Source organism: Paenibacillus glycanilyticus (genome assembly GCF_030161375.1).
GTDB lineage: Bacteria > Bacillota > Bacilli > Paenibacillales > Paenibacillaceae > Pristimantibacillus > Pristimantibacillus glycanilyticus_B.
Genome location: NZ_BSSQ01000009.1, coordinates 99190 through 119675, shown reverse-complemented (window position 1 = coordinate 119675; position 20486 = coordinate 99190). Strand labels below are relative to the sequence as shown.

Here is a 20486-nt window from a genome sequence, read left to right as displayed (position 1 = left end):
AGACATAGGGCTATTGGATACACTAGAATAGGTTAAGCGGAACATGACATGAGTGGTCCGTAAATAGTTAATAGCTCTCGTATATCCTCGGGAATAAGGCCCGAAAGTTTCTACCCGAAAACCTAATTTTTTCGGACTACGAGTTGATGGTACTAATAACGGGTTGCCCTTGAATTATGGGCAGCTTTAAGTCGTCTTTTTTGAGAAATTCTTGGAATTTGAAGCAAAGACAACTGTTGCCATCTGCTCGGGTCCCGGCAGCATCCATAGCGAGTATGGTTGCGGCGCGGGTTTTTTTAGTTTCTGGACGGTTGGATTTAGCGAGATGTACACAATTTATAGATGAAGGAAGGTTTGAACGCATGTCTGCGAAGGTAGGCGTCATCATGGGCAGCAAGTCGGATTGGGATACAATGAAACTGGCTTGCGACGTTCTGGAAGAACTGCAAATTCCGTACGAGAAAAAGGTTGTTTCCGCTCACCGGACTCCGGATTTAATGTTCGAATATGCGGAGACGGCTGCAGAGCGCGGTCTGAAAGTAATCATCGCGGGTGCCGGCGGTGCCGCGCATTTGCCGGGCATGGTTGCTGCGAAGACGATTCTGCCGGTAATCGGCGTACCTGTGAAATCCTCGAATCTGAGCGGCCTTGATTCGCTCCTGTCGATCGTGCAAATGCCAGGCGGCATTCCGGTAGCGACAGTAGCCATCGGCAACGCCGGCGGTACAAACGCTGGACTTCTCGCCGCTCAAATGCTGGGGGCTTTTGATCCCGAAGTGCAGGCACGCGTGAATGCCCGCCGCGAACGGATCAAGCAGGAAGTGCTGGAAAGCAGTGAGACATTATGATGACTGAAGACAAACAACAGCGGACGCTTCTGCCGGGCAGCACCATTGGCGTGCTGGGCGGCGGACAGCTTGGCCGGATGATGGCGCTCGCAGGCAGCGCGATGGGGTATCGCTTTGTAGCGCTTGACCCGACGCCGGACGCGCCTAGCGGACAAGTTGCGGAGCAGATCGTAGCGGCTTATAACGACCGGGAAGCGGCTCGCGAGCTGGCTCGCCGGGCGGATGTGATTACGTACGAATTCGAGAATGTCGATGCGGATGTAGCAGCGATGCTCATGTCGGAATCGTACGTACCGCAGGGCAGCGAGCTGCTCTATACGACGCAGCACCGGCTTCGCGAGAAGCGCGCGATTGAAGCGGCTGGCGTACGGGTTGCCCCGTACAGCGAAATCCGGAGCAGCGATGAGCTCCGCTCAGCGGCTGAAAAGTTTGGTCTTCCATGCGTGCTTAAGACGGCAATGGGCGGTTATGACGGCAAAGGGCAATGGGTCATTCGGAGCTTCGACGAGATTGATGAAGCGTACGAGACGTTAAGCCGGGCCGGCGTAGAGCTTGTGCTGGAGCAATTCATTGCTTTTGAGAAAGAATTGTCCGTTATTGCGGCAAGAAGCCCGCAAGGCGAGATAAAAGCGTTCCCCGCTGCGGAAAATATTCATGTCGAGAATATTTTGCACTTGTCGATCGTGCCGGCTCGCATTGCCGAGAGCGTTCAGCAAGAAGCGGAAAAGCTGGCTATGAAAATCGCCGAAGGCCTTGGCGTAGTTGGTCTGATTGCGGTTGAACTGTTCTTGACGGCAGACGGCGAATTGTTCGTTAACGAGCTGGCGCCTCGCCCGCATAACAGCGGTCACTATACGATGGAAGCTTGCCGGACGTCACAGTTCGAGCAGCATGTGCGCGCGGTATGCAACTTGCCGTTAGGCGATACGGAGCTTCTTACTCCGGTTGTAATGGTAAATGTCCTTGGTCAGCATGTGGAGCCGCTGCTTGCGCGGATGGCGAAACACGATGAAGCGGCGGCGAAGTTAAACGTTGCTCCCAAGGTTCATCTCTATGGCAAGAAGGAAGCCGTGTTTAAACGGAAAATGGGTCATGTAAACGTGCTGGCGGCCAATGTGCAAGAGGCACTTGATTGGATAGAAGAGACAAACATTTGGAAGGTGTGAACGGTACATGTTAGAGCGTTACAGCAGACCGGAAATGAGAGCAATTTGGACGGAGCAGAACAAATTCCAGGCATGGCTTGAAGTTGAGCTTTGTTCCTGCGAGGCTTGGGTAGAGCTTGGCGTTATTCCAAGAGAAGACGTTGAGGCGCTTCGCAAAGCCGCTACTTTCAACATTGACCGCATTTACGAAATCGAGCAAGAAACTCGCCATGACGTGATCGCGTTCACGCGCGCGGTATCCGAAACCGTTGGTCCCGAGCGCAAATGGGTGCATTACGGCCTGACTTCGACAGACGTTGTGGATACGGCGAACGGCTACTTGCTTCTACAAGCAAATGCTATTCTTAAAAAAGACATCGAACGCTTCATCTCGATCCTTCGCGAGAAAGCGATCCAATATAAAGATACGCCTATGATGGGCCGTACGCATGGCGTTCATGCCGAACCAACGACGTTTGGTCTGAAGATGGCGCTATGGCATGAAGAAATGAAACGTAACCTCGAGCGCTTCGAGCATGCGGCAAACGGCGTTCAATTCGGTAAAATCTCCGGTGCCGTTGGTACTTACGCGAACATCGATCCGTTCGTGGAAGAGTTCGTCTGCAACAAGCTTGGCATCAGCGCGGCTCCAATCTCGACGCAAACTTTGCAGCGTGACCGTCACGCTGAATATATGGCGACACTCGCGCTTGTTGCAACTTCTCTTGATAAATTCGCCACGGAAATCCGCGCTTTGCAGAAGAGCGAATTCCGTGAAGTGGAAGAAGCTTTTGCAAAAGGCCAAAAAGGTTCGTCCGCAATGCCGCACAAACGCAACCCAATCGGCTGCGAGAACATCTCCGGCTTGTCCCGCGTCATTCGCGGCCACATGCTGACGGCTTACGAGAACGTTCCGCTCTGGCATGAGCGCGACATCAGCCACTCTTCGGCTGAACGCGTGATCCTGCCGGATGCAACGATGCTTCTGAACTACATGTTGAACCGTCTCGGCAACATTATTCAGAACCTGACCGTATTCCCTGAGAACATGAAGAAAAACATGCAGCGTACATTCGGCGTTCCGTTCTCGGGCCGCGTAATGACGAAGCTGATTGATAAAGGCCTTAGCCGCGAGCAAGCGTACGACACGGTTCAACCGCGCGCGATGCAGGCATGGGAAGAGCAACGCCAATTCCGCGACATTATTGAATCGACGCTGGAAATTACAAGCCTCTTGACGGCGGAAGAAATCGACGATGCTTTCAACCCGGCTTGGCATCTCAAGCATGTGGACACGATCTTTACGCGTCTTGGTTTGAACTAAGGGACAAAGGGGATTCGAGGAGAAATGACTGCACAATCGCAAGCTTTATCCACGGCGGCGGACTATATCAAAGCTCCGCTGCTGTATAAAGGCAAGGTTCGTGAACTGTACGATCTCGGCGAGCATTACCTGATCGTTGTCACAGACCGCATCTCGGCATTCGACTACGTGCTGGATCCGGCTGTTCCACAAAAGGGCAATGTATTGAACCGTCTGTCGGCTTTCTGGTTTGAAGAAACGGCTGCGATCCAGCCGAACCATGTTGTGCACACGGACGTGGAGAAGCTTGGGGATATCGTTACGGCGCCGGAGCTTCTTAAGGACCGGATCATGGTGACGAAGAAAGCCGAGCGTATCGACATCGAATGCGTCGTTCGGGGCTATATCACCGGCGGCGGCTGGAGACAATACCAGCAAACGTCCGCGATCAACGGCATCGAGCTGCCGGAGGGCATGCGCAAGAACGAGCGTTTCCCTCAGCCGATCTTCACGCCGGCGGCTAAGAACGACGTTGGCCACGACGAGGACATCCCGTTTGAGCGGATGCAAGAGATGGTCGGAGCGGAGCTTGCCACAGAATTGCGCGACCGCAGTATCAAGCTGTACGAGTTCGCTCATGAATACTGCGCGAAGCATGGCATCATCCTTGCCGATTGCAAATTCGAATTCGGACTGATCGACGGCCAAGTCATTCTGATCGACGAAATCTTCACCCCGGATTCCTCGCGTTTCTGGGCGGAGAAGAACTACGCTTACGATATAGAGATTGACAGCATGGACAAAGAACCGGTCCGCACGTATCTTCTCGGCTCCGATTGGGACAGAGACAGCAAACCGGCTCCTCTCCCTGAATCTGTAGTAAACGAAACAACAAATCGTTACCTCGACATTTACAGCCGTCTTACAGGACGTTCGCTCGTATAGATCGCAATTATAGGTTTTGATTTTATCTTTTGTTCTTAGATGTTGTTCTTAGATTTTGTCCTTAGATGTTCGTTCTTAAATCTTTAAGGTCTGGCGTTGAGCACGATAGTGCGCTAACGCCCCCGTAACGGTACACACGACTACCCGGGAGGGTGTTGTAAAAACCGGCAGCTGGGAGTGAGGGGGTAAGGGTGTCTGTCGGAGAGCGACAGCGCTCGCTTTTGAAATTCGGAAAATATCCGCTAAGCGGATTCGATGAAATTTTCCGATTTCAACCGCGACGTAGACAGATACCCTTGCTCCTGAACGACCCAAGCTGCCGACGACCTAGAGAGGTTTTTACACCACACAACCGGAAAAACCATTTTCAGGAGGCCAACCATGAAAGCAAAAGTCTACGTCACTATCAAACAAAATGTACTCGACCCGCAAGGTCAAGCCGTTCAAGGCTCGCTTCACACTATGGGCTTCGCAGAAGTTGAGAAAGTCCGCATCGGTAAATACCTGGAGCTTGAGCTGGACACGAATGACCGCGCTGAAGCGGAAGCACGCGTAAAAGTAATGTGCGAAAAGCTGCTGGCAAACACGGTAGTCGAAGATTTCCGTTTTGAATTGGAGGGATAATCGATGAAGTTCGCCGTTCTCGTATTCCCTGGCTCCAACTGTGACATCGACTGCTACAAAGCGGTAGAAGATGCAATCGGCCAAGAGGTCGATTATGTATGGCATACAGCGACTGACCTATCCGCTTATGATGCGATTCTTGTGCCAGGCGGCTTCTCCTATGGTGACTACCTGCGCTGCGGCGCAATGGCTAGCTTTGCCCCGGTAATGAATGAAGTTGTGAAAGCTGCAGAAGAAGGCAAGTTTATCCTTGGCATCTGCAACGGATTCCAGATCTTGACCGAAGCAAACCTTCTGCCAGGCGCTCTGATCCGCAACAATGGTCTTAAATTCCGTTGTCAGCAACAGCTGCTTGAAGTCGTGAACAACGGCACGGCCTTTACGAACCAATACTCGCAAGGCGAGATTATCGATATTCCGATCGCGCACGGCGAAGGCAACTACTTCTGCGACGAAGCTACGCTTGCCGAGCTGAAAGCAAACAACCAGATCGTATTCCGTTATGCAGGCGACACGAACCCGAACGGTTCGGTCGAGAACATTGCGGGCATTAGCAACAAAAAGGGCAATGTCGTGGGCATGATGCCTCACCCTGAGCGCGCGATTGACCAAATTCTCGGCTCGGAAGACGGCAAACGGATGTTTACATCGATTTTGAATGCATGGAGGGAACAACATGGCGCAGCAATTAACGGCTAAGGAACCGACACCTGAACAAATCGTCGAGCAAAAGATTTATCAACAATTTGGTGTATCGGATTATGAATTTGAGCTTATCTGCGGTTTTCTCGGCCGTACACCCAACTATACGGAAATCGGCGTATTCAGCGTTATGTGGTCCGAGCATTGCGCGTACAAGAACTCCAAGCCAATCCTGAAAAAATTCCCGATCACGGGTCCTCGCGTCCTGATGGGACCAGGCGAAGGCGCGGGTATCGTAGATATCGGCGACAACCAAGCGGTTGTATTCAAGATCGAATCGCATAACCATCCATCCGCGGTTGAGCCTTACCAAGGCGCGGCAACGGGCGTTGGCGGCATTATCCGCGACATTTTCTCGATGGGCGCACGTCCAGTCGCTTTGCTGAACTCGCTTCGTTTCGGCAAGCTGGAAAACGACCGCGTGAAATATTTGTTCGAGAACGTAGTTAGCGGCATCGCGGGCTACGGCAACTGTATCGGTATTCCTACCGTTGCGGGCGAAGTGATGTTCGACGAGAGCTACGAGGGCAACCCGCTGGTTAACGCGATGTGCGTTGGTCTTATCGATCATGACAAAATCCAGCGTGGCGTAGCAAAAGGCGTTGGCAACCCGGTATTCTACGTAGGTCCAGCAACGGGCCGCGACGGCATTCACGGCGCGACATTCGCATCCGTCGAGCTGTCCGAAGAATCCGAAGAAAAACGTACGGCGGTACAAGTCGGCGATCCGTTCATGGAGAAGCTCGTTATGGAGTCCACGCTTGAACTGATCAACTCCGGCATCGTGCTTGGCATTCAAGATATGGGCGCAGCGGGCCTCACTTGCTCGAGCGCGGAGATGGCTTCCAAAGCCGGCAACGGCCTGGAGCTGTACCTTGATGAAGTTCCGCAACGCGAGACAGGTATGACGCCTTACGAAATGATGCTGTCGGAGTCGCAAGAACGGATGTTGTTCGTTGTTGAGCCGCAGCATGAAGCGCAAGCGCAAGAGATTTTCGACCGTTGGGGCGTTATTTGCAAGAAAGTCGGCAAAGTTACCGACGACGGCCGTCTCCGCCTGTTCCACCAAGGCGAGCAAGTTGCCGACATGCCGGTTAAAGCACTTGTTGACGAGTGCCCGGTATACAACAAACCTTCCTCCGAGCCTGCTTACTACCGTGAGAACGCAACCGTTGATACAGCGGCATTCGCGGAAATCACGGATCTGACCGGAGCTCTTGAGAAAGTTCTCGCTTCGCCGACTGTGGCAAGCAAAGAATGGGTATATAACCAATATGACTACATGGTTCGTACGTCGACGGCTGTTCAACCAGGCTCCGACGCGGCAGTCGTAACCATTCGCGGTACCCGCAAAGGTCTTGCGATGACAACGGACTGCAACGGACGTTACGTATATCTTGACCCTGAAGTTGGCGGCCAGATCGCAGTAGCGGAAGCGGCGCGAAACATCGTATGTTCCGGCGCGGAACCGCTCGCGATTACGGACAACCTGAACTTCGGCAGCCCTGAGAAGCCGGAAGTATTCTGGCAGATCGAGAAATCCGCGGACGGCATGTCCGAAGCTTGCCGCGTGCTTGATACACCGGTAATCGGCGGCAACGTCAGCTTGTACAACGAGAACGCAAAAGGCGCGATCTACCCGACGCCGGTAATCGGCATGGTTGGTCTCGTGCATGACGTGGATCACATTACTACGCAAGGCTTCAAAAAAGAAGGCGACGTTATTATCCTCGTCGGCGAGACGCAAGCAGAGTTTGGAGGCAGCGAGCTGCTCTACGTGCTGAATGGCTCGGCAGCAGGCCGTCCTCCGCAAATCGACCTTGCGACAGAGAAGAAAACATTGGGCGCGGTTCTGACTGCAATCCAAGGCGGTCTTGTTGCTTCGGCGCATGACCTGTCCGAAGGCGGTCTGGCCGTAGCGCTGGCTGAATCCGCAATTAGCGGCGGAATCGGCGCGGAAGTGAACGTGGCAACGGATCTTCGTGCGGATCACGTACTCTTCAGCGAATCGCAATCGCGTATCCTGCTCTCGGCAACGCCTGAGAAAGCAGCGGCTTTGCAAGCTCACCTGAACGAGCAAGGCGTAGCGAACGCGGCAATCGGCACGGTTAAAGGCAACAGCCTGACCATCAACGTAAACGGCAAATCCGGCGTTAACGCACCGGTACAACAACTGGAGAAGGTTTGGAAGGATGCGATTCCATGTCTGATGAAATAAAACAGCATAAGCTGTGGACGGGAAATCATTACAACGAAGGCATTGGCCGTGACGATATGTTTGATAAATTGCGCGAGGAGTGCGGCGTGTTCGGGGTCTTTAATGTCCCGAACGCGTCCTCCCTCAGCTATTACGGCCTTCATGCCCTCCAGCATCGCGGCGAGGAAAGCGCGGGAATCTGCACGGTGGATACGGAGGCGGGCAACCGCTTCACCTATCACCGCGGCATGGGGCTTGTGAAGGAAGTATTTGATAAAGAGCGGATTCAGTCGCTTGCCGGCGACCGTGCGATCGGCCATGTCCGTTATTCAACGGCTGGAGAGAGCAAGCTGGCAAATGCGCAGCCGCTTATTTTCCGTTACCGGGACGGCGATCTGGCCGTTGCGACAAACGGCAACATCGTGAACGCGCCGGAGATCCGCAAGGAGCTGGAGAGCCAAGGTTCAATCTTCCAGACTTCCAGCGATACCGAAGTTATTGCTCACTTAATCGCTCGTTCTCCGAAGAGCTTTGAAGAAGCGGCTAAGGATGCGCTTCAGCGTATTATCGGCGGTTTTGCGTTCCTGATCATGACGAACGACAAGCTGCTCGTAGCTTCTGATCCTAACGGTCTGCGTCCGCTCGTTATGGGCCGCATTGGCGACGGTTTTGTGTTCTCTTCCGAATCATGTGCCTTTGAATCCATTGGCGCTGAGTATGTACGTGACGTGCAACCGGGCGAACTGCTCTATCTCGATGCGGACGGCATGCGCGAAGACCGTTATGCGGAAGTGGAGCGCCGGGCAACTTGCGCGATGGAATACATCTATTTTGCCCGTCCGGACAGTGATATTAATACAATCAACATCCATTCCGCGCGTAAGCGGATGGGGAAACAGCTTGCGATGGAATCGTTTGTGGATGCGGATATCGTCATCGGCGTACCGGATTCGAGTATTTCGGCGTCTATTGGTTATGCTGAGCAAACGGGCATTCCTTACGAGCTTGGACTTATCAAGAACAAGTACACGGGGCGTACGTTTATTCAGCCTTCCCAAGAGCTTCGGGAACAAGGCGTGAAGATGAAGTTGTCCGCCGTGCGCAAAGTCGTTGAAGGCAAACGCGTTGTAATGATCGATGACTCGATCGTCCGCGGTACGACTTCCCGCCGGATCGTGAACATGCTTCGCGAGGCTGGCGCGACGGAAGTACATGTGCGAATTACATCGCCGCCATTCAAGAACCCTTGTTACTACGGTATTGATACGCCGGACCGCAAGGAGCTGGTTGCTTCTTCGAGAACGGTGCAGGAAATGTGCGAAATGATTAATGCGGACTCTTTATACTTCCTTAGCCATGAAGGTTTCATTGATTCGGTAGGAGGCAATGACGGCGCGTATAACCGCGGCATGTGTCTGGCTTGCTTCGATAATGATTATCCAACGCCGGTTGACGAGGAATCGGATAAGAGCTGCAGCTGTTAATAGTATATAAAGGGGTTGACTGGTGTGTCAGAAGCGTACAAAAAAGCCGGTGTCGATATTGCGGCCGGCAATGAAGCAGTCGAACGGATGAAGAAGCATGTTAAGAAAACGTTCCGTCCAGAGGTGCTGACTGATCTCGGCGGGTTTGGCGGTTTGTTTGGCCTTAACAAGGACAAATACGAGGAGCCTGTGCTCGTATCGGGAACGGACGGCGTTGGTACTAAGCTGAAGCTGGCGTTCATGATGGATAAGCATGACACGATTGGCGTTGACGCGGTAGCAATGTGCGTGAACGATATTATCGTACAAGGCGCCGAGCCGCTCTTCTTCCTCGATTATCTGGCATGCGGCAAAGTTGTTCCCGAGAAAATCGAAGCGGTTGTAAAAGGCATCTCCGACGGTTGCGTCCAAGCGGGCTGCGCCCTGATTGGCGGCGAAACGGCCGAAATGCCTGGCATGTACCAAGGCGACGAATACGATATTGCCGGCTTTACGGTTGGCGTTGTGGATAAGAAGAAAATCATCGACGGCACAACAATCGCTCCTGGCGACGTTGTTCTTGGATTTGCTTCGAGCGGCATTCACAGCAACGGCTACTCGCTGGTACGCCGTCTTCTCCTTGAAGAATGCGGTTATGCGCTTGATCAGCGTCTGCCTGAGCTGAACGACGAAGTACTTGGCGACGTATTGATCGAACCAACTCGCATCTATGTGAAATCGGCTCTTAAGCTGATTGAAGAAGTAAACGTAAAAGGCATGGCGCACATTACGGGCGGCGGCTTTATCGAGAATATCCCGCGCGTTCTTCCGGAAGGCGTAAACGTAAATATCGAATACGGCTCTTGGCCGATTCTGCCTGTGTTCCAGCTTATGCAGGACAAAGGCGCAGTTACAAACCGCGATATGTTCACAACTTTTAATATGGGCATCGGGTTAGTTGTAGTGGTTCCAGCGGACCAAGCGGAGAAAGCTCTTCAAGTCGCTTCCGAGCTTGGCGAACAAGCCTACCGAATCGGTACCGTAACGGAAGGCAGCCGCGTAGTTACGTTCACGGGAGCGGACGTTTAATGGGAGCACTGCGAATAGCCGTTTTTGCATCAGGGCAAGGAACCAACTTCCAGGCCCTGGTCGATTCGGTGCAGCAAGGAGAGCTCGATGCAACCATCGAGCTTCTTGTTTGTGATAAGCCTGCGGCGCCCGTTGTAGAACGGGCACGCAAGGCGGGCGTGGACACCTTCGTGTTTGTGCCAAAAGAATATGAGTCCCGCGAAGTTTACGAAACGGAAATTCTGGCGGAGCTTCAGCGACGCGGCATCGAGCTGGTCGTTTTGGGCGGTTATATGCGCATTATTACTTCCGTGCTTGTTGAACCGTTTTACGGACGAATGATCAATATTCATCCGGCTCTCTTGCCATCGTTCCCTGGCGTGAACGGGATTGGACAAGCGCTGGCTTACGGCGTGAAAATAACCGGCGTTACGGTTCATTACGTGGACGGCGGCATGGATAGCGGACCGATTATCGCGCAAAGCGCGGTTGAAGTGCTTGTCGGCGATACGGAAGACACGCTTGGCGGGCGGATTCACGCAGCCGAGCAGCAGCTCTTGCCGAAGGTCGTGCAATGGATCGCGGCAGGCCGCATAACGCTTGAAGGACGTTTCGTTACGGTGAAAGCGTAGCTTTTTATTATTTTTCATATTAAGAGTAAGTACCTATTTTAGAGGAGGCAATTTGGCGTGGCAATTCGTAGAGCGTTAATTAGTGTATCGGACAAGACTGGCATTGTGGAATTTTCTCGTGAACTGGCAGCTCAAGGCGTGCAAATCATCTCGACGGGCGGTACGTTTAACCTTCTGGAGAAGGAAGGCATTCCGGTTATCGGCATTTCCGATGTAACGGGTTTCCCTGAAATTCTCGATGGCCGCGTAAAAACGCTTCACCCGGCGGTTCATAGCGGACTTCTGGCTATTCGCGATAACGAAGAGCATCAAAAGGTTATGCAAGAGCTTGGTCTGGATTACATCGATCTTGTTGTTGTTAACCTGTATCCGTTCAAGCAAACGATCGCAAACCCTAACGTGGAATACGAAGACGCAATCGAGAACATCGATATCGGCGGTCCTACGATGCTTCGTTCGGCTGCGAAAAACCATGCGTTCGTTACGGTTGTGGTAGACGCTAACGACTACGCGGCTGTTATCGAAGAGATCAAAGCCGGCGGCGACACTACGCTTGAAACGCGCAAACGCCTGACGGCAAAAGTATTCCGCCATACAGCTGCTTACGATGCGTTGATCGCGGACTACCTGACGAAGCAAGTTGGCGAAGAGCTGCCTGAGTCTTACACCGTGACTTACGAGAAAGTGCAGGATCTGCGTTACGGCGAGAACCCGCATCAGAAAGCAGCGTTCTACAGCAAACCGCTTGCGGCTGTGGGCAACATCACAACGGCTGAGCAACTGCACGGCAAAGAATTGTCCTACAATAACATTAACGACGCGAACGCGGCGCTTGCGATCGTCAAAGAATTCGACGAGCCGGCTTGCGTAGCGGTGAAGCATATGAATCCATGCGGCGTCGGTATCGGTACTGACATCCATGAAGCGTATCAAAAAGCGTACGCGGCAGACCCTACCTCGATCTTCGGCGGCATCGTTGCGGCGAACCGTACGATTGGCGCGGACACGGCTGAGCTGCTGAGCCAAATTTTCCTTGAAATCATTATCGCTCCCGACTTCACGCCGGAAGCGCTGGAAGTGCTGACGAAGAAGAAAAACATCCGCCTTCTGAAGCTGGGCGAGCTGGCGGGTTCCGCGGCTGAGCGCCAATCCGACTGGCTGTCGACTACCGTTGACGGCGGCATGCTCGTTCAAGAGAGCGACGTTCGCAGCTTGGCGGAAGCCGACCTGCAGTTCGTTACGGACCGCAAACCAACCGAAGAAGAGCTGAAGCAATTGCTGTTCGGATGGAAAGTTGTGAAGCACGTGAAATCAAACGCGATTTTGCTGGCGAAAAACAACATGACGATTGGCGTTGGCGCTGGCCAAATGAACCGCGTTGGCGCGGCTCGCATTGCCATCGAGCAAGCAGCCGAGCAAGCGGCGGGTTCGGTACTCGCTTCCGATGCGTTCTTCCCAATGGGCGACACGGTTGAATTGGCTGCGAAACACGGCATTACGGCCATTATCCAAACAGGCGGTTCGATCAAAGACGAAGAGTCGATCGCCGCAGCGAACAAGCATAACATTGCGATGGTTATGACTGGCGTTCGCCACTTCAAGCACTAGAACTTTTAATTAGCGAAGCTTCTTGCCGCGGCTCTTATGGAGCGTGGCAAGATCGGCTTCGCTTTTGACGATAGTTTCATATTTAATCAGGGGGTACGGGAAGCGATGAGAATTTTAGTTGTTGGCGGCGGCGGACGCGAGCACGCGATTGTTTGGGCTCTTAAGAAAAGCGAGAAGGTCAAAGAGGTGTTTTGCGCGCCGGGGAATGCGGGCATTGCGCAAATCGCGGATTGCGTGCCAATCGCGGTTAACCAGTTCGACGAGCTTGTAAAGTTTGCGAAGGACGCGGCGATTGACCTCGTCTTTATCGGTCCTGACGATCCGCTTGCTGCAGGCATCGTAGATGCTTTCGAGGCGCATAACATTCCGGTATACGGACCGAATAAAGCGGCAGCCGAAATCGAAGGCAGCAAAATCTTCATGAAGGATTTGCTCCGCAAGTACAATATTCCTACGGCCAAATACGAGACGTTTACGAATTATGAGTCGGCGCTTACTTATCTTCGCGAGCAATCCGTGCCGATCGTGATCAAAGCGGACGGTCTTGCGGCGGGCAAAGGCGTAACGGTTGCTTATTCGATGGAAGAAGCGGAACAAGCGCTGAAAGAAGCGATGGTCGACAAGGTGTTTGGCGACGCCGGCAACCAAATCGTGATCGAGGAATTCCTGGAAGGCCAAGAAATGTCGATCCTTGCTTTTGTGGACGGCGAAACGGTAAAAGCAATGGTACCGGCGCAAGACCATAAGCCAGTATTCGATAACGATAAAGGCCCGAACACGGGCGGCATGGGGACATACACGCCGCTGCCGCATATCGACCCAGCGATTATTGAAGAATCGATTGAGAACATCATCAAACCAACGGCTAAAGCGATGGTCAGCGAAGGTCGTCCGTTCCGCGGCGTATTGTTCGCAGGTCTGATGATTACGAAAGACGGTCCCAAAACGATCGAGTTTAACGCGCGTATGGGCGATCCGGAGACGCAAGTCGTTCTGCCGCGTCTGAAGACGGAGTTGGTTGATGTCGTGCTTGCTTCCCTGAACGGACGACTCGATCAGCTTGAGCTTGAGTGGAGCGACGAAGCAGCCGTTTGCGTTATCGTTGCATCCGCAGGTTACCCTGGAGTGTATCCGAAGGGTATTGAGATTACAGGTCTAGACGCAGCGGAAGCGCAAGGCGCTCTTGTATTCCACGCCGGAACGGCCGAGAAAGACGGCAAGATCGTAACGAGCGGCGGACGCGTGCTTGGCGTAGTTGGCCGTGGCCGCGACATCGCGGAAGCGCGTGCCCGCGCTTACGAAGCGGTTAGCGTTATTCATTTCGACGGCATGCACAGCCGTACCGATATTGCGGCGAAAGCGCTGAAGGGTTAAACTTCATAGCTTTGAATGATAGAAAGCGGTCAACAGGTTTCCACCTGATTGATCGCTTTTTTGTTTGTGCTGGCGATGAGTTCGCTGCCGAATGAGCCAAATTAGATCTGAATGAGACAATTGAGATCCAATTGAAATCCAGACAAGATCCAAACAAGATCCAAACAAGATCCAAATTACATCCAAATTACATCCAAATTAGATCCAAATCCAAGCACACCATTAAGGAAATTTATTTCCGTCCATCCTGTCCTTTTTACTTTATTGTTAGTGCAGGACAGCGATTTGTTTGATAAATTCGGTTTTTAAGTCCTTTTTTTCTTTATAGGGAAATCCCTTTCCGCTAATCCTGCAAAAAGTAAATAAAAAAGCGGATTTTCCTTAAATGCACGGCTGATAAGGAAAATGATTTCCGTATTAGAGAAATAAATGATAGCCAGCGGCAGCGGTCAACAGGTTTCCACCTGTTTGACCGCTTTTTTGTGTTTGCTAGCGATGAGTTCGCTGCCGAATTAGATACGATCGGAATGAGATCCGAAGCAGATCCAATTAATCCGAATTAGAGCCAAATTAAACTCAAATTAGATTTCGAATCCAAACACAGCAGTTAAGGAAATTTATTTCCGTCGGTCCTGTCATTTTTTCTTTATGGTTAGTGAAGGACATGTATTTGTTCGATAAATTCGGTTTTTAAGTCCTTTTTTTCTTTATACGGAAATCCATTTCCGCTAATCCTGCAAAAAGTAAATAAGAAAGCGGATTTTCCTTAAATACCGGCTGATAAGGAAAATGATTTCCGTATTAGAGAATTAAATGAATGAACGAGAAGCAAGAACAAGAAGCAAGAACAAGAAACCAGAAAGCAGAAAGCAGAAAGCAGAAAGCAGAAAGCAGAAAGCAGAAAGCATCAGAAAAGGAAGAAAGAAATAAGAGTAAGAAATAAGAGTAAGAAATAAGAGTAAGAAATAAGAGTAAGAAATAAAAGTAAGAAATAAGAGCAAGAAATAAGAGCAAGAAATAGGAAGCAAGAAATAAGAGCAAGAAATAATAACATGAAATAAGAATAGGTGTGTTCGGGAGCATTAGCGACGTTTATTTGGGGTAGGTTCAGTAATAGTAAACAATTCGAACAGACCTATTGCTATCGCAAAGGTCCGCTCGGCAATTGCTATTGGGCTGGCTACTCCTTGTAGAACAGCAGGCTGCGGTCAAGGATGATATATAACACGGCAACAAAGATGCCGGCGAGCAATAACACCGTCAGCCAATGCTCGGTCAGCCAGACGATCCATGTCGGCACAGGAATCATCTCCTTGGTTTTGGCATTTGTATTCAGGTTATAGAATGAGCAATATAGGTTCGGCCTATTCGCCGCAAGTAGTTGACAGCATCCTTTGGCGGATGATACTATGAACTCAACTAATTCATAGTATTCGGGTAGGAATTATATTTAATTTAATTGCAGGAGGATTAATCATATGGAAAAGCAATTGCTGCTGCGTCATGAAGGACTCGAGCTTACCGCAACCTTGCATTACCCTAGCGATCATACAACGGACCAATCGAAAAAGCAGGCCATTATTATATGCCATGGATTTGTCGGCAGCCGGGTAGGCGTTGACCGATTGTTCGTCAAGGCGGCAAGAGCGCTTGCGGCGCAAGGCTCGTATGTAATCCGATTTGATTATGGCGGCTGCGGCGAGAGCAATGGGGATTACGGAGCTCTTGGCTTTGACAGCATGATTGATCAGACTCGTACCGTGATCGATTACGTATCTGAAATGGATTGCGTTGATCCTAGACGAATTGTTCTGCTGGGCCACAGTCTTGGCGGAGCGGTTGCCATTATGACGGCAGTCCGCGACAAACGCGTCAAACGTCTTGTATTATGGTCGCCGGTGGCTTATCCGTTCAACGATATCGTGCGGATTGTTGGTCGGGCGGGTTATGACGAAGCCGTGCAACAGGGCAGCACCGATTATGCGGGCTTTACGCTGCAGCCGGTCTTCTTCGACTCGCTGCTTCAGCATCAGCCTTTCCAAGCGGCGACGCGGTTTGGCGGGGAAGTGTTGATGGTCCACGGAACAAGCGATGATCTGATTCCGGTAGATTACAGCTTCCTGTATCAAAAGGTGTTCTGGACGCGGAGCGACGGGCTATGCGACAAGGAGATCATTTTCCAGGCGAACCATACGTATTCGAACCGCCAGCATCAGGAGGAAGCGATCCGCTTAACGTCGGGATGGCTGGAAGGGCTCGACAAGAAGCAGCAGGAGTGGCATAACTGGAGTATTTAGGAAGACAACAACCCGCCTTTTATGTTTAAATGGTAGTATTCGAATTTGAACTTTGAACTCTATCATTCTCTACTAGAAGGCGGGGAACGCATGAAGGGACAGGTACGTTTTATTTGGCTCATGAGCTTGATCATTCTGGTTTTCGTATCCGCTTGCAGCGGCGGTGCCAAGAGTAATACCGGGGAGACAACACCGGCCCCTACGGAATCAGCCGAACCGGAGATTACCGCAACGCCCGAGCCCACGCCGGAGCTTGCGTTTGCGGCGCCCCTTACCGGTCTGAAGCGCGATACGGAAGCAACGGCGCGGCCCATTGCGGTTATGGTCAACAATTTGAAGCCGGCGCGTCCGCAATCGGGGCTAACCAACGCCGATGTGGTGTGGGAAGTGCTCGCTGAGGGCGGCATTACGCGGCTTGTTGCGATCTTCCAAAGCACGGATGCGGGAACCGATCCTATTGGCCCGATTCGAAGCATCCGGCCTTACCTGATTGATATCGGGGAGAGCTATGGCGCTATTCTGGCACATTCGGGGGCTAGCAATGACGGCTACGATATTTTGCAGCATCAGGACAAGCCTTATCTCGACGAGATTTCGAATGCGGGACCGTACTTCTGGCGGAGCAAAGACCGCAAAGCGCCGCATAATCTGTATTCCGAACTGGACAAGCTTCGGGCAGGGGCCGAGAAGAAAGGTTATCGCAGCGACGTGACGGTGCCGACCTACACATTCGCCGAAGAAGGGGCGACGGCGGCGGGTGAAGCGGCAGCTTCGATTCAAATCAAATTTCTGCTCAAGGATTACAAAGTTTCCTATGACTATGATCCTGCAAGTGGGCTGTACAAACGTTCCATTAATGATGAGCCTCATACGGATCTCAATAATAACGAACAATTATCTGCGGCGAATGTGGTCGTGCTTGGCGCGAATCACAAGACGCTTGACGACTATGGACGGTTATCGGTCGATCTGCATGCAGGCGGCTCGGCGCTGCTGTTCCAAAAGGGCAAAGCGGTTGCATGCGAATGGGTGCGAAGCAAAGACAATATGGTCCGGTTAATGAAGGATGGGGCAGAGCTGCCGTTTGTTCCCGGCCAAACGTTCTTCCATGTCGTTCCGAATACGCCGACTTTTGCAGAACACGTCATTTATGGGTAAAAAGAAAACAAGTCGGACACACTCTAATTAAGTGTAGAGGGTGTTCGCGGATAGCCAAAAAGGATATAACTGGCGATGCGCTCCTGTACGGGGCGCATCTTTTTATATTTTTTTTGAAAAAGCGCAAACTTTTCATAAATCCTTTACATTGCCTTAACAATTATAAAGTAAACTGTGTTAAGATATTGTGGGCTCATTGATGAAATGACGCCTAACCATCCAGTTGGGTAAAGGGGATTAAGATGTTTAAGAAAAAGGATATTTTCTTTAAAACGTTTGAAGAAATGGCGGATACGCTCGTCGACGCAATTGAATATTTTGCAAACGGCGTTTCGGACCTTTCGGATGTTACTCAGTTCGCTAAGACCATGAAAGAACATGAAAGCAAAGGCGACCAATACGTACATACGATTCTGAAAGAACTGAACAAAACGTTTATTACCCCAATTGAGCGGGAAGACATTATGGAACTAACTTCGTCTCTGGACGATGTGCTTGACGGCATTGAGGCTTGCGCATCGCGCTTTGAGATGTACAATATTAAAGAAAAAGACGAGTATATCACGTTGTTTGGCGATATTTTGCTTCGTTCCGGACACCAGATCAAGAAAGCGATCTATCTGCTGACGGACAAGAAGCTGCTCGCCATCCGCGAGCCAAATATCGCGCTTAACGAACTTGAGAACCAAGCAGACGACTTGCTCCGTGTAAGTATCAAGAGCCTGTTCACTAACGTGACGGATCCGATTGAACTGATGAAGCGCAAAGAAATCTATGAAATGTTGGAGCAAACGACCGACTACTGCGAAGACGTAGCGAACACGCTGGAATCGATCATTATGCGCAACAGCTAAGCTTACACGGAGAGTAGGAATCAATACACATGGATTCAATCACTATATGGATGGTTGTCATATTCGCTCTTGGTTTTGATTTTATTAACGGTTTCCACGATACGGCGAACGCGATTGCAACGACGGTATCTACCCGTGCTTTGAAACCAAGGGTAGCCATTATTATGGCAGCCTGCATGAACTTTATTGGTGCCATTACGTTTACGGGCGTAGCGAAAAAGATCGGCAGCGGCGTTGCCAATCCGGCGGATTTGCCCAACGGCGTTGAGATTGTAATCGCCGCGCTGATCTCGGCGATCATATGGAATCTCCTTACCTGGTGGTTCGGTATTCCGTCCTCCTCGTCGCATGCTTTGATCGGTTCGCTTGCCGGTGCCGTAGCATCCGGAGCAGGATTTGATGCAATCAACTCGCATGGTTTTGTCGATATCATTAAAGCGCTTATTTTCTCGCCGCTTATTGCGTTTACGATCGGATTTATCATCATGTGGATTCTGAAGAGAATATTCGCGAGGTCAAGTCCCCATCAGGTGAACAAAGGCTTCCGGTTTGGTCAGATTCTGACCGCGGCATTCCAATCGTTCTCCCATGGTACAAACGATGCTCAGAAGGCGATGGGTATTATTACGTTCGCTCTCGTAGCCGGAGGTATTCAGGACCACCTTGAGGTTCCGCTGTGGGTTAAGATGTCGGCGGCATTGTCGATGGCGCTTGGCACATCCATTGGCGGATGGAAGATCATCAAGACGATGGGTACGAAAATCTTCAAGATCGAACCGATTAACGGCTTCGCTGCCGATATCGGTTCCGCGGGCGTAATCCTGTCGGCTACCGTTATGGAACTGCCTGTCAGCACGACGCATGTTATTACTTCGTCGATTCTTGGCGTTGGTTCCGCGAAGCGTTTCTCGAGCGTCCGTTGGTCGCTTGCCGGCAAGATCGTTATTGCGTGGGTCATTACGATTCCTATTACGGCGCTTCTTGCGGCAGGGATCTACTGGGTTATCGATCAAATTTTCTTTTAAGCATACAAAAGTGCCGGGAATAGCTCCCGGCACTTTTTCCTTGTTTAGCGCTGGCGTTTCCGCTTGCGGCGGCGGCCCGCGGAACCTGTAGGTTTTTTGCGGCGTTTCCGTTTCTTAGGCACCACTTCGATATCGTCTGAGGCATCGTCTCCCGAATCTTTCTTGAAGGAGCCAAAGATGACCTTCACGAGAGGGGCCATTTGCGATACGCTCGATACGACCTTTTGAACTTTGCCGACGGTAGTCAGGATGCCGTCAAGGCCACCGATCCGGTCGACGAAACCTTTGATTTCGGTTAAGCTTGGCATGTTAAATCCGCCGGTTTTTGTTGATGTGGTCGACTCCACCATTTCCGCCGCTGTTGCCGGTACAACGACAGGTAGACTTTCCTCTTGTTGTATAATAGTCTCTTCCATCGAAAAGACAGGAGGCGCAGGCGGAATTGGCGGGCCGTCCGTACCGAAGCCAAGAGGGTTCTGGAAGCTGTTCATGCCTTGACTTCCTGGGCTCCGGACATAGCCGCGCCGGTGATGGCCGCTATGCGGCGAATGCGGCGGATACTGGTGAGGGTTCGGATGACCGCCGGCACCAGGGTAGTTCCGGTAATTCACGCGGATCACAACCTTTTTCAAAGTTTATGGAACAATCGCTTCCCCGCTTACGTCCGCTTCCACCGGGTGATCAGCCTGCATGCAGGTCCGACTCCCGTATGCCGTATAGGGAAGTATTCTTGATATTAGTCTATGGCATAGGCAAACGTGGCGATTGGACGAATGCCCGATTTTATATAAATAATGCGGATATTTACCTATAAATTTCTCTTCCGTCCTGTAAAGCGTGAATACGGTAATGCTTGAAAAAACACCCTGAAACCTTTACAATTGGAATAATAGACATTTCATAATATGCCGTAAATGCGTGTGCGATCACGCCCCTGAGGAGTGGATGATAATGCAGCTTAAGAAGCTGAATGATAAAGCGATTGACCAATTATTCGAAGCGGTCCTGACCCTAAAGTCGGTCGAGGAGTGTTATATCTTTTTTGACGATTTGTGCACGGTGAACGAAATCCAGTCTTTGTCCCAACGTCTTGAAGTTGCGCGCATGCTTGGCAAAGGCAGCACCTATAACCAGATCGAGGCGGAAACCGGCGCCAGCACGGCCACGATCTCCCGCGTTAAGCGCTGTTTGAATTATGGCAACGATGGGTATAAAATGACTTTAGAACGTTTAGGCAGATAGT

19 protein-coding genes and 1 riboswitch are annotated in these 20486 nt (G+C 51.3%); of the genes, 18 read left to right on the top strand and 1 reads right to left on the bottom strand.

Features of this window, described 5'->3' with window-relative positions:
* Positions 1-57: 57 nt before the first annotated feature.
* A riboswitch (purine riboswitch) is annotated at positions 58-159 on the top strand.
* Positions 160-362: 203 nt separating this feature from the next.
* The 17 genes from purE to QQK89_RS10925 all read left to right on the top strand — a co-directional run bounded on the left by purE (position 363) and on the right by QQK89_RS10925 (position 19243).
* Positions 363-848 carry a 5-(carboxyamino)imidazole ribonucleotide mutase gene (gene purE, locus QQK89_RS11005; protein WP_167199474.1) on the top strand — a complete coding sequence of 162 codons (486 nt, stop codon included), beginning with the start codon at positions 363-365 and terminating at the stop codon, positions 846-848.
* Positions 845-2014 (top strand): 5-(carboxyamino)imidazole ribonucleotide synthase, encoded by a 1170-nt coding sequence (purK, locus tag QQK89_RS11000; protein ID WP_284238608.1) that lies wholly within the window; start codon positions 845-847, stop codon positions 2012-2014. Before purE ends, purK begins: the two co-directional genes overlap by 4 nt.
* Before the next feature lie 7 nt (positions 2015-2021).
* A complete protein-coding gene (gene purB / locus QQK89_RS10995; protein ID WP_284238607.1) occupies positions 2022-3317 on the top strand; it encodes an adenylosuccinate lyase in 1296 nt (431 codons plus the stop codon).
* A gap of 24 nt (positions 3318-3341) precedes the next feature.
* Positions 3342-4241, top strand: a complete 900-nt coding sequence (locus QQK89_RS10990; protein ID WP_284238606.1) for a phosphoribosylaminoimidazolesuccinocarboxamide synthase — start codon at positions 3342-3344, stop codon at positions 4239-4241.
* A gap of 381 nt (positions 4242-4622) precedes the next feature.
* Positions 4623-4865, top strand: a complete 243-nt coding sequence (gene purS, locus QQK89_RS10985) for a phosphoribosylformylglycinamidine synthase subunit PurS (RefSeq protein WP_091188103.1) — start codon at positions 4623-4625, stop codon at positions 4863-4865.
* A gap of 3 nt (positions 4866-4868) precedes the next feature.
* Positions 4869-5564: a phosphoribosylformylglycinamidine synthase subunit PurQ gene (purQ, locus tag QQK89_RS10980; protein WP_284238605.1), complete on the top strand. Its 696-nt coding sequence runs from the start codon at positions 4869-4871 to the stop codon at positions 5562-5564.
* Entirely contained in the window at positions 5542-7785 is a 2244-nt protein-coding gene (purL, locus tag QQK89_RS10975) for a phosphoribosylformylglycinamidine synthase subunit PurL (protein WP_284238604.1), read from the top strand. The genes purQ and purL overlap by 23 nt, the downstream gene beginning before the upstream one ends.
* On the top strand, positions 7770-9248 hold the full coding sequence (gene purF, locus QQK89_RS10970) for an amidophosphoribosyltransferase (RefSeq protein ID WP_284238603.1): 1479 nt from the start codon (positions 7770-7772) through the stop codon (positions 9246-9248). The genes purL and purF overlap by 16 nt, the downstream gene beginning before the upstream one ends.
* Positions 9249-9272: 24 nt before the next feature.
* Complete coding sequence (gene purM, locus QQK89_RS10965) at positions 9273-10316, top strand: phosphoribosylformylglycinamidine cyclo-ligase (RefSeq protein WP_284238602.1); 1044 nt, start codon at positions 9273-9275, stop codon at positions 10314-10316.
* Positions 10316-10927 (top strand): phosphoribosylglycinamide formyltransferase, encoded by a 612-nt coding sequence (gene purN / locus QQK89_RS10960; protein WP_284238601.1) that lies wholly within the window; start codon positions 10316-10318, stop codon positions 10925-10927. Before purM ends, purN begins: the two co-directional genes overlap by 1 nt.
* 57 nt (positions 10928-10984) lie before the next feature.
* Positions 10985-12535, top strand: coding sequence for a bifunctional phosphoribosylaminoimidazolecarboxamide formyltransferase/IMP cyclohydrolase (purH, locus tag QQK89_RS10955; RefSeq protein ID WP_284238600.1), 1551 nt, complete (start codon positions 10985-10987; stop codon positions 12533-12535).
* A gap of 105 nt (positions 12536-12640) precedes the next feature.
* A complete protein-coding gene (gene purD, locus QQK89_RS10950; RefSeq protein ID WP_284238599.1) occupies positions 12641-13909 on the top strand; it encodes a phosphoribosylamine--glycine ligase in 1269 nt (422 codons plus the stop codon).
* An 817-nt stretch (positions 13910-14726) separates the two neighbouring features.
* Positions 14727-14852, top strand: a complete 126-nt coding sequence (locus QQK89_RS10945) for a hypothetical protein (RefSeq protein ID WP_284238598.1) — start codon at positions 14727-14729, stop codon at positions 14850-14852.
* A 535-nt stretch (positions 14853-15387) separates the two neighbouring features.
* Positions 15388-16206, top strand: coding sequence for an alpha/beta hydrolase (locus QQK89_RS10940; RefSeq protein ID WP_284238597.1), 819 nt, complete (start codon positions 15388-15390; stop codon positions 16204-16206).
* Between the two features lie 90 nt (positions 16207-16296).
* Positions 16297-17364, top strand: coding sequence for a DUF3048 domain-containing protein (locus QQK89_RS10935; protein WP_284238596.1), 1068 nt, complete (start codon positions 16297-16299; stop codon positions 17362-17364).
* A 242-nt stretch (positions 17365-17606) separates the two neighbouring features.
* Positions 17607-18218, top strand: a complete 612-nt coding sequence (locus tag QQK89_RS10930; protein ID WP_284238594.1) for a DUF47 domain-containing protein — start codon at positions 17607-17609, stop codon at positions 18216-18218.
* Between the two features lie 29 nt (positions 18219-18247).
* The gene (locus QQK89_RS10925; RefSeq protein WP_284238593.1) at positions 18248-19243 is read left to right on the top strand and encodes an inorganic phosphate transporter; all 996 of its coding nucleotides are present in this window, start codon (positions 18248-18250) and stop codon (positions 19241-19243) included.
* Between the two features lie 44 nt (positions 19244-19287).
* Here the strand turns inward: QQK89_RS10925 and QQK89_RS10920 are convergent, their stop codons facing one another.
* Entirely contained in the window at positions 19288-19854 is a 567-nt protein-coding gene (locus QQK89_RS10920; protein ID WP_284238592.1) for a hypothetical protein, read from the bottom strand.
* Between the two features lie 340 nt (positions 19855-20194).
* Here QQK89_RS10920 and QQK89_RS10915 point away from each other — a divergent pair, with 340 nt between their 5' ends.
* Positions 20195-20485: a YerC/YecD family TrpR-related protein gene (locus tag QQK89_RS10915; protein WP_284238591.1), complete on the top strand. Its 291-nt coding sequence runs from the start codon at positions 20195-20197 to the stop codon at positions 20483-20485.
* Position 20486: the final 1 nt, after the last annotated feature.

What these genes read in the sequence shown, in the direction of transcription:
- purE (WP_167199474.1), top strand. Translation starts at nt 363, where the DNA reads ATGTCTGCGAAGGTAGGCGTCATCATGGGCAGCAAGTCGGATTGGGAT.
- purK (WP_284238608.1), top strand. Translation starts at nt 845, where the DNA reads ATGATGACTGAAGACAAACAACAGCGGACGCTTCTGCCGGGCAGCACC.
- purB (WP_284238607.1), top strand. Translation starts at nt 2,022, where the DNA reads ATGTTAGAGCGTTACAGCAGACCGGAAATGAGAGCAATTTGGACGGAG.
- QQK89_RS10990 (WP_284238606.1), top strand. Translation starts at nt 3,342, where the DNA reads ATGACTGCACAATCGCAAGCTTTATCCACGGCGGCGGACTATATCAAA.
- purS (WP_091188103.1), top strand. Translation starts at nt 4,623, where the DNA reads ATGAAAGCAAAAGTCTACGTCACTATCAAACAAAATGTACTCGACCCG.
- purQ (WP_284238605.1), top strand. Translation starts at nt 4,869, where the DNA reads ATGAAGTTCGCCGTTCTCGTATTCCCTGGCTCCAACTGTGACATCGAC.
- purL (WP_284238604.1), top strand. Translation starts at nt 5,542, where the DNA reads ATGGCGCAGCAATTAACGGCTAAGGAACCGACACCTGAACAAATCGTC.
- purF (WP_284238603.1), top strand. Translation starts at nt 7,770, where the DNA reads ATGTCTGATGAAATAAAACAGCATAAGCTGTGGACGGGAAATCATTAC.
- purN (WP_284238601.1), top strand. Translation starts at nt 10,316, where the DNA reads ATGGGAGCACTGCGAATAGCCGTTTTTGCATCAGGGCAAGGAACCAAC.
- purD (WP_284238599.1), top strand. Translation starts at nt 12,641, where the DNA reads ATGAGAATTTTAGTTGTTGGCGGCGGCGGACGCGAGCACGCGATTGTT.
- QQK89_RS10945 (WP_284238598.1), top strand. Translation starts at nt 14,727, where the DNA reads ATGAACGAGAAGCAAGAACAAGAAGCAAGAACAAGAAACCAGAAAGCA.
- QQK89_RS10940 (WP_284238597.1), top strand. Translation starts at nt 15,388, where the DNA reads ATGGAAAAGCAATTGCTGCTGCGTCATGAAGGACTCGAGCTTACCGCA.
- QQK89_RS10935 (WP_284238596.1), top strand. Translation starts at nt 16,297, where the DNA reads ATGAAGGGACAGGTACGTTTTATTTGGCTCATGAGCTTGATCATTCTG.
- QQK89_RS10930 (WP_284238594.1), top strand. Translation starts at nt 17,607, where the DNA reads ATGTTTAAGAAAAAGGATATTTTCTTTAAAACGTTTGAAGAAATGGCG.
- QQK89_RS10925 (WP_284238593.1), top strand. Translation starts at nt 18,248, where the DNA reads ATGGATTCAATCACTATATGGATGGTTGTCATATTCGCTCTTGGTTTT.
- QQK89_RS10915 (WP_284238591.1), top strand. Translation starts at nt 20,195, where the DNA reads ATGCAGCTTAAGAAGCTGAATGATAAAGCGATTGACCAATTATTCGAA.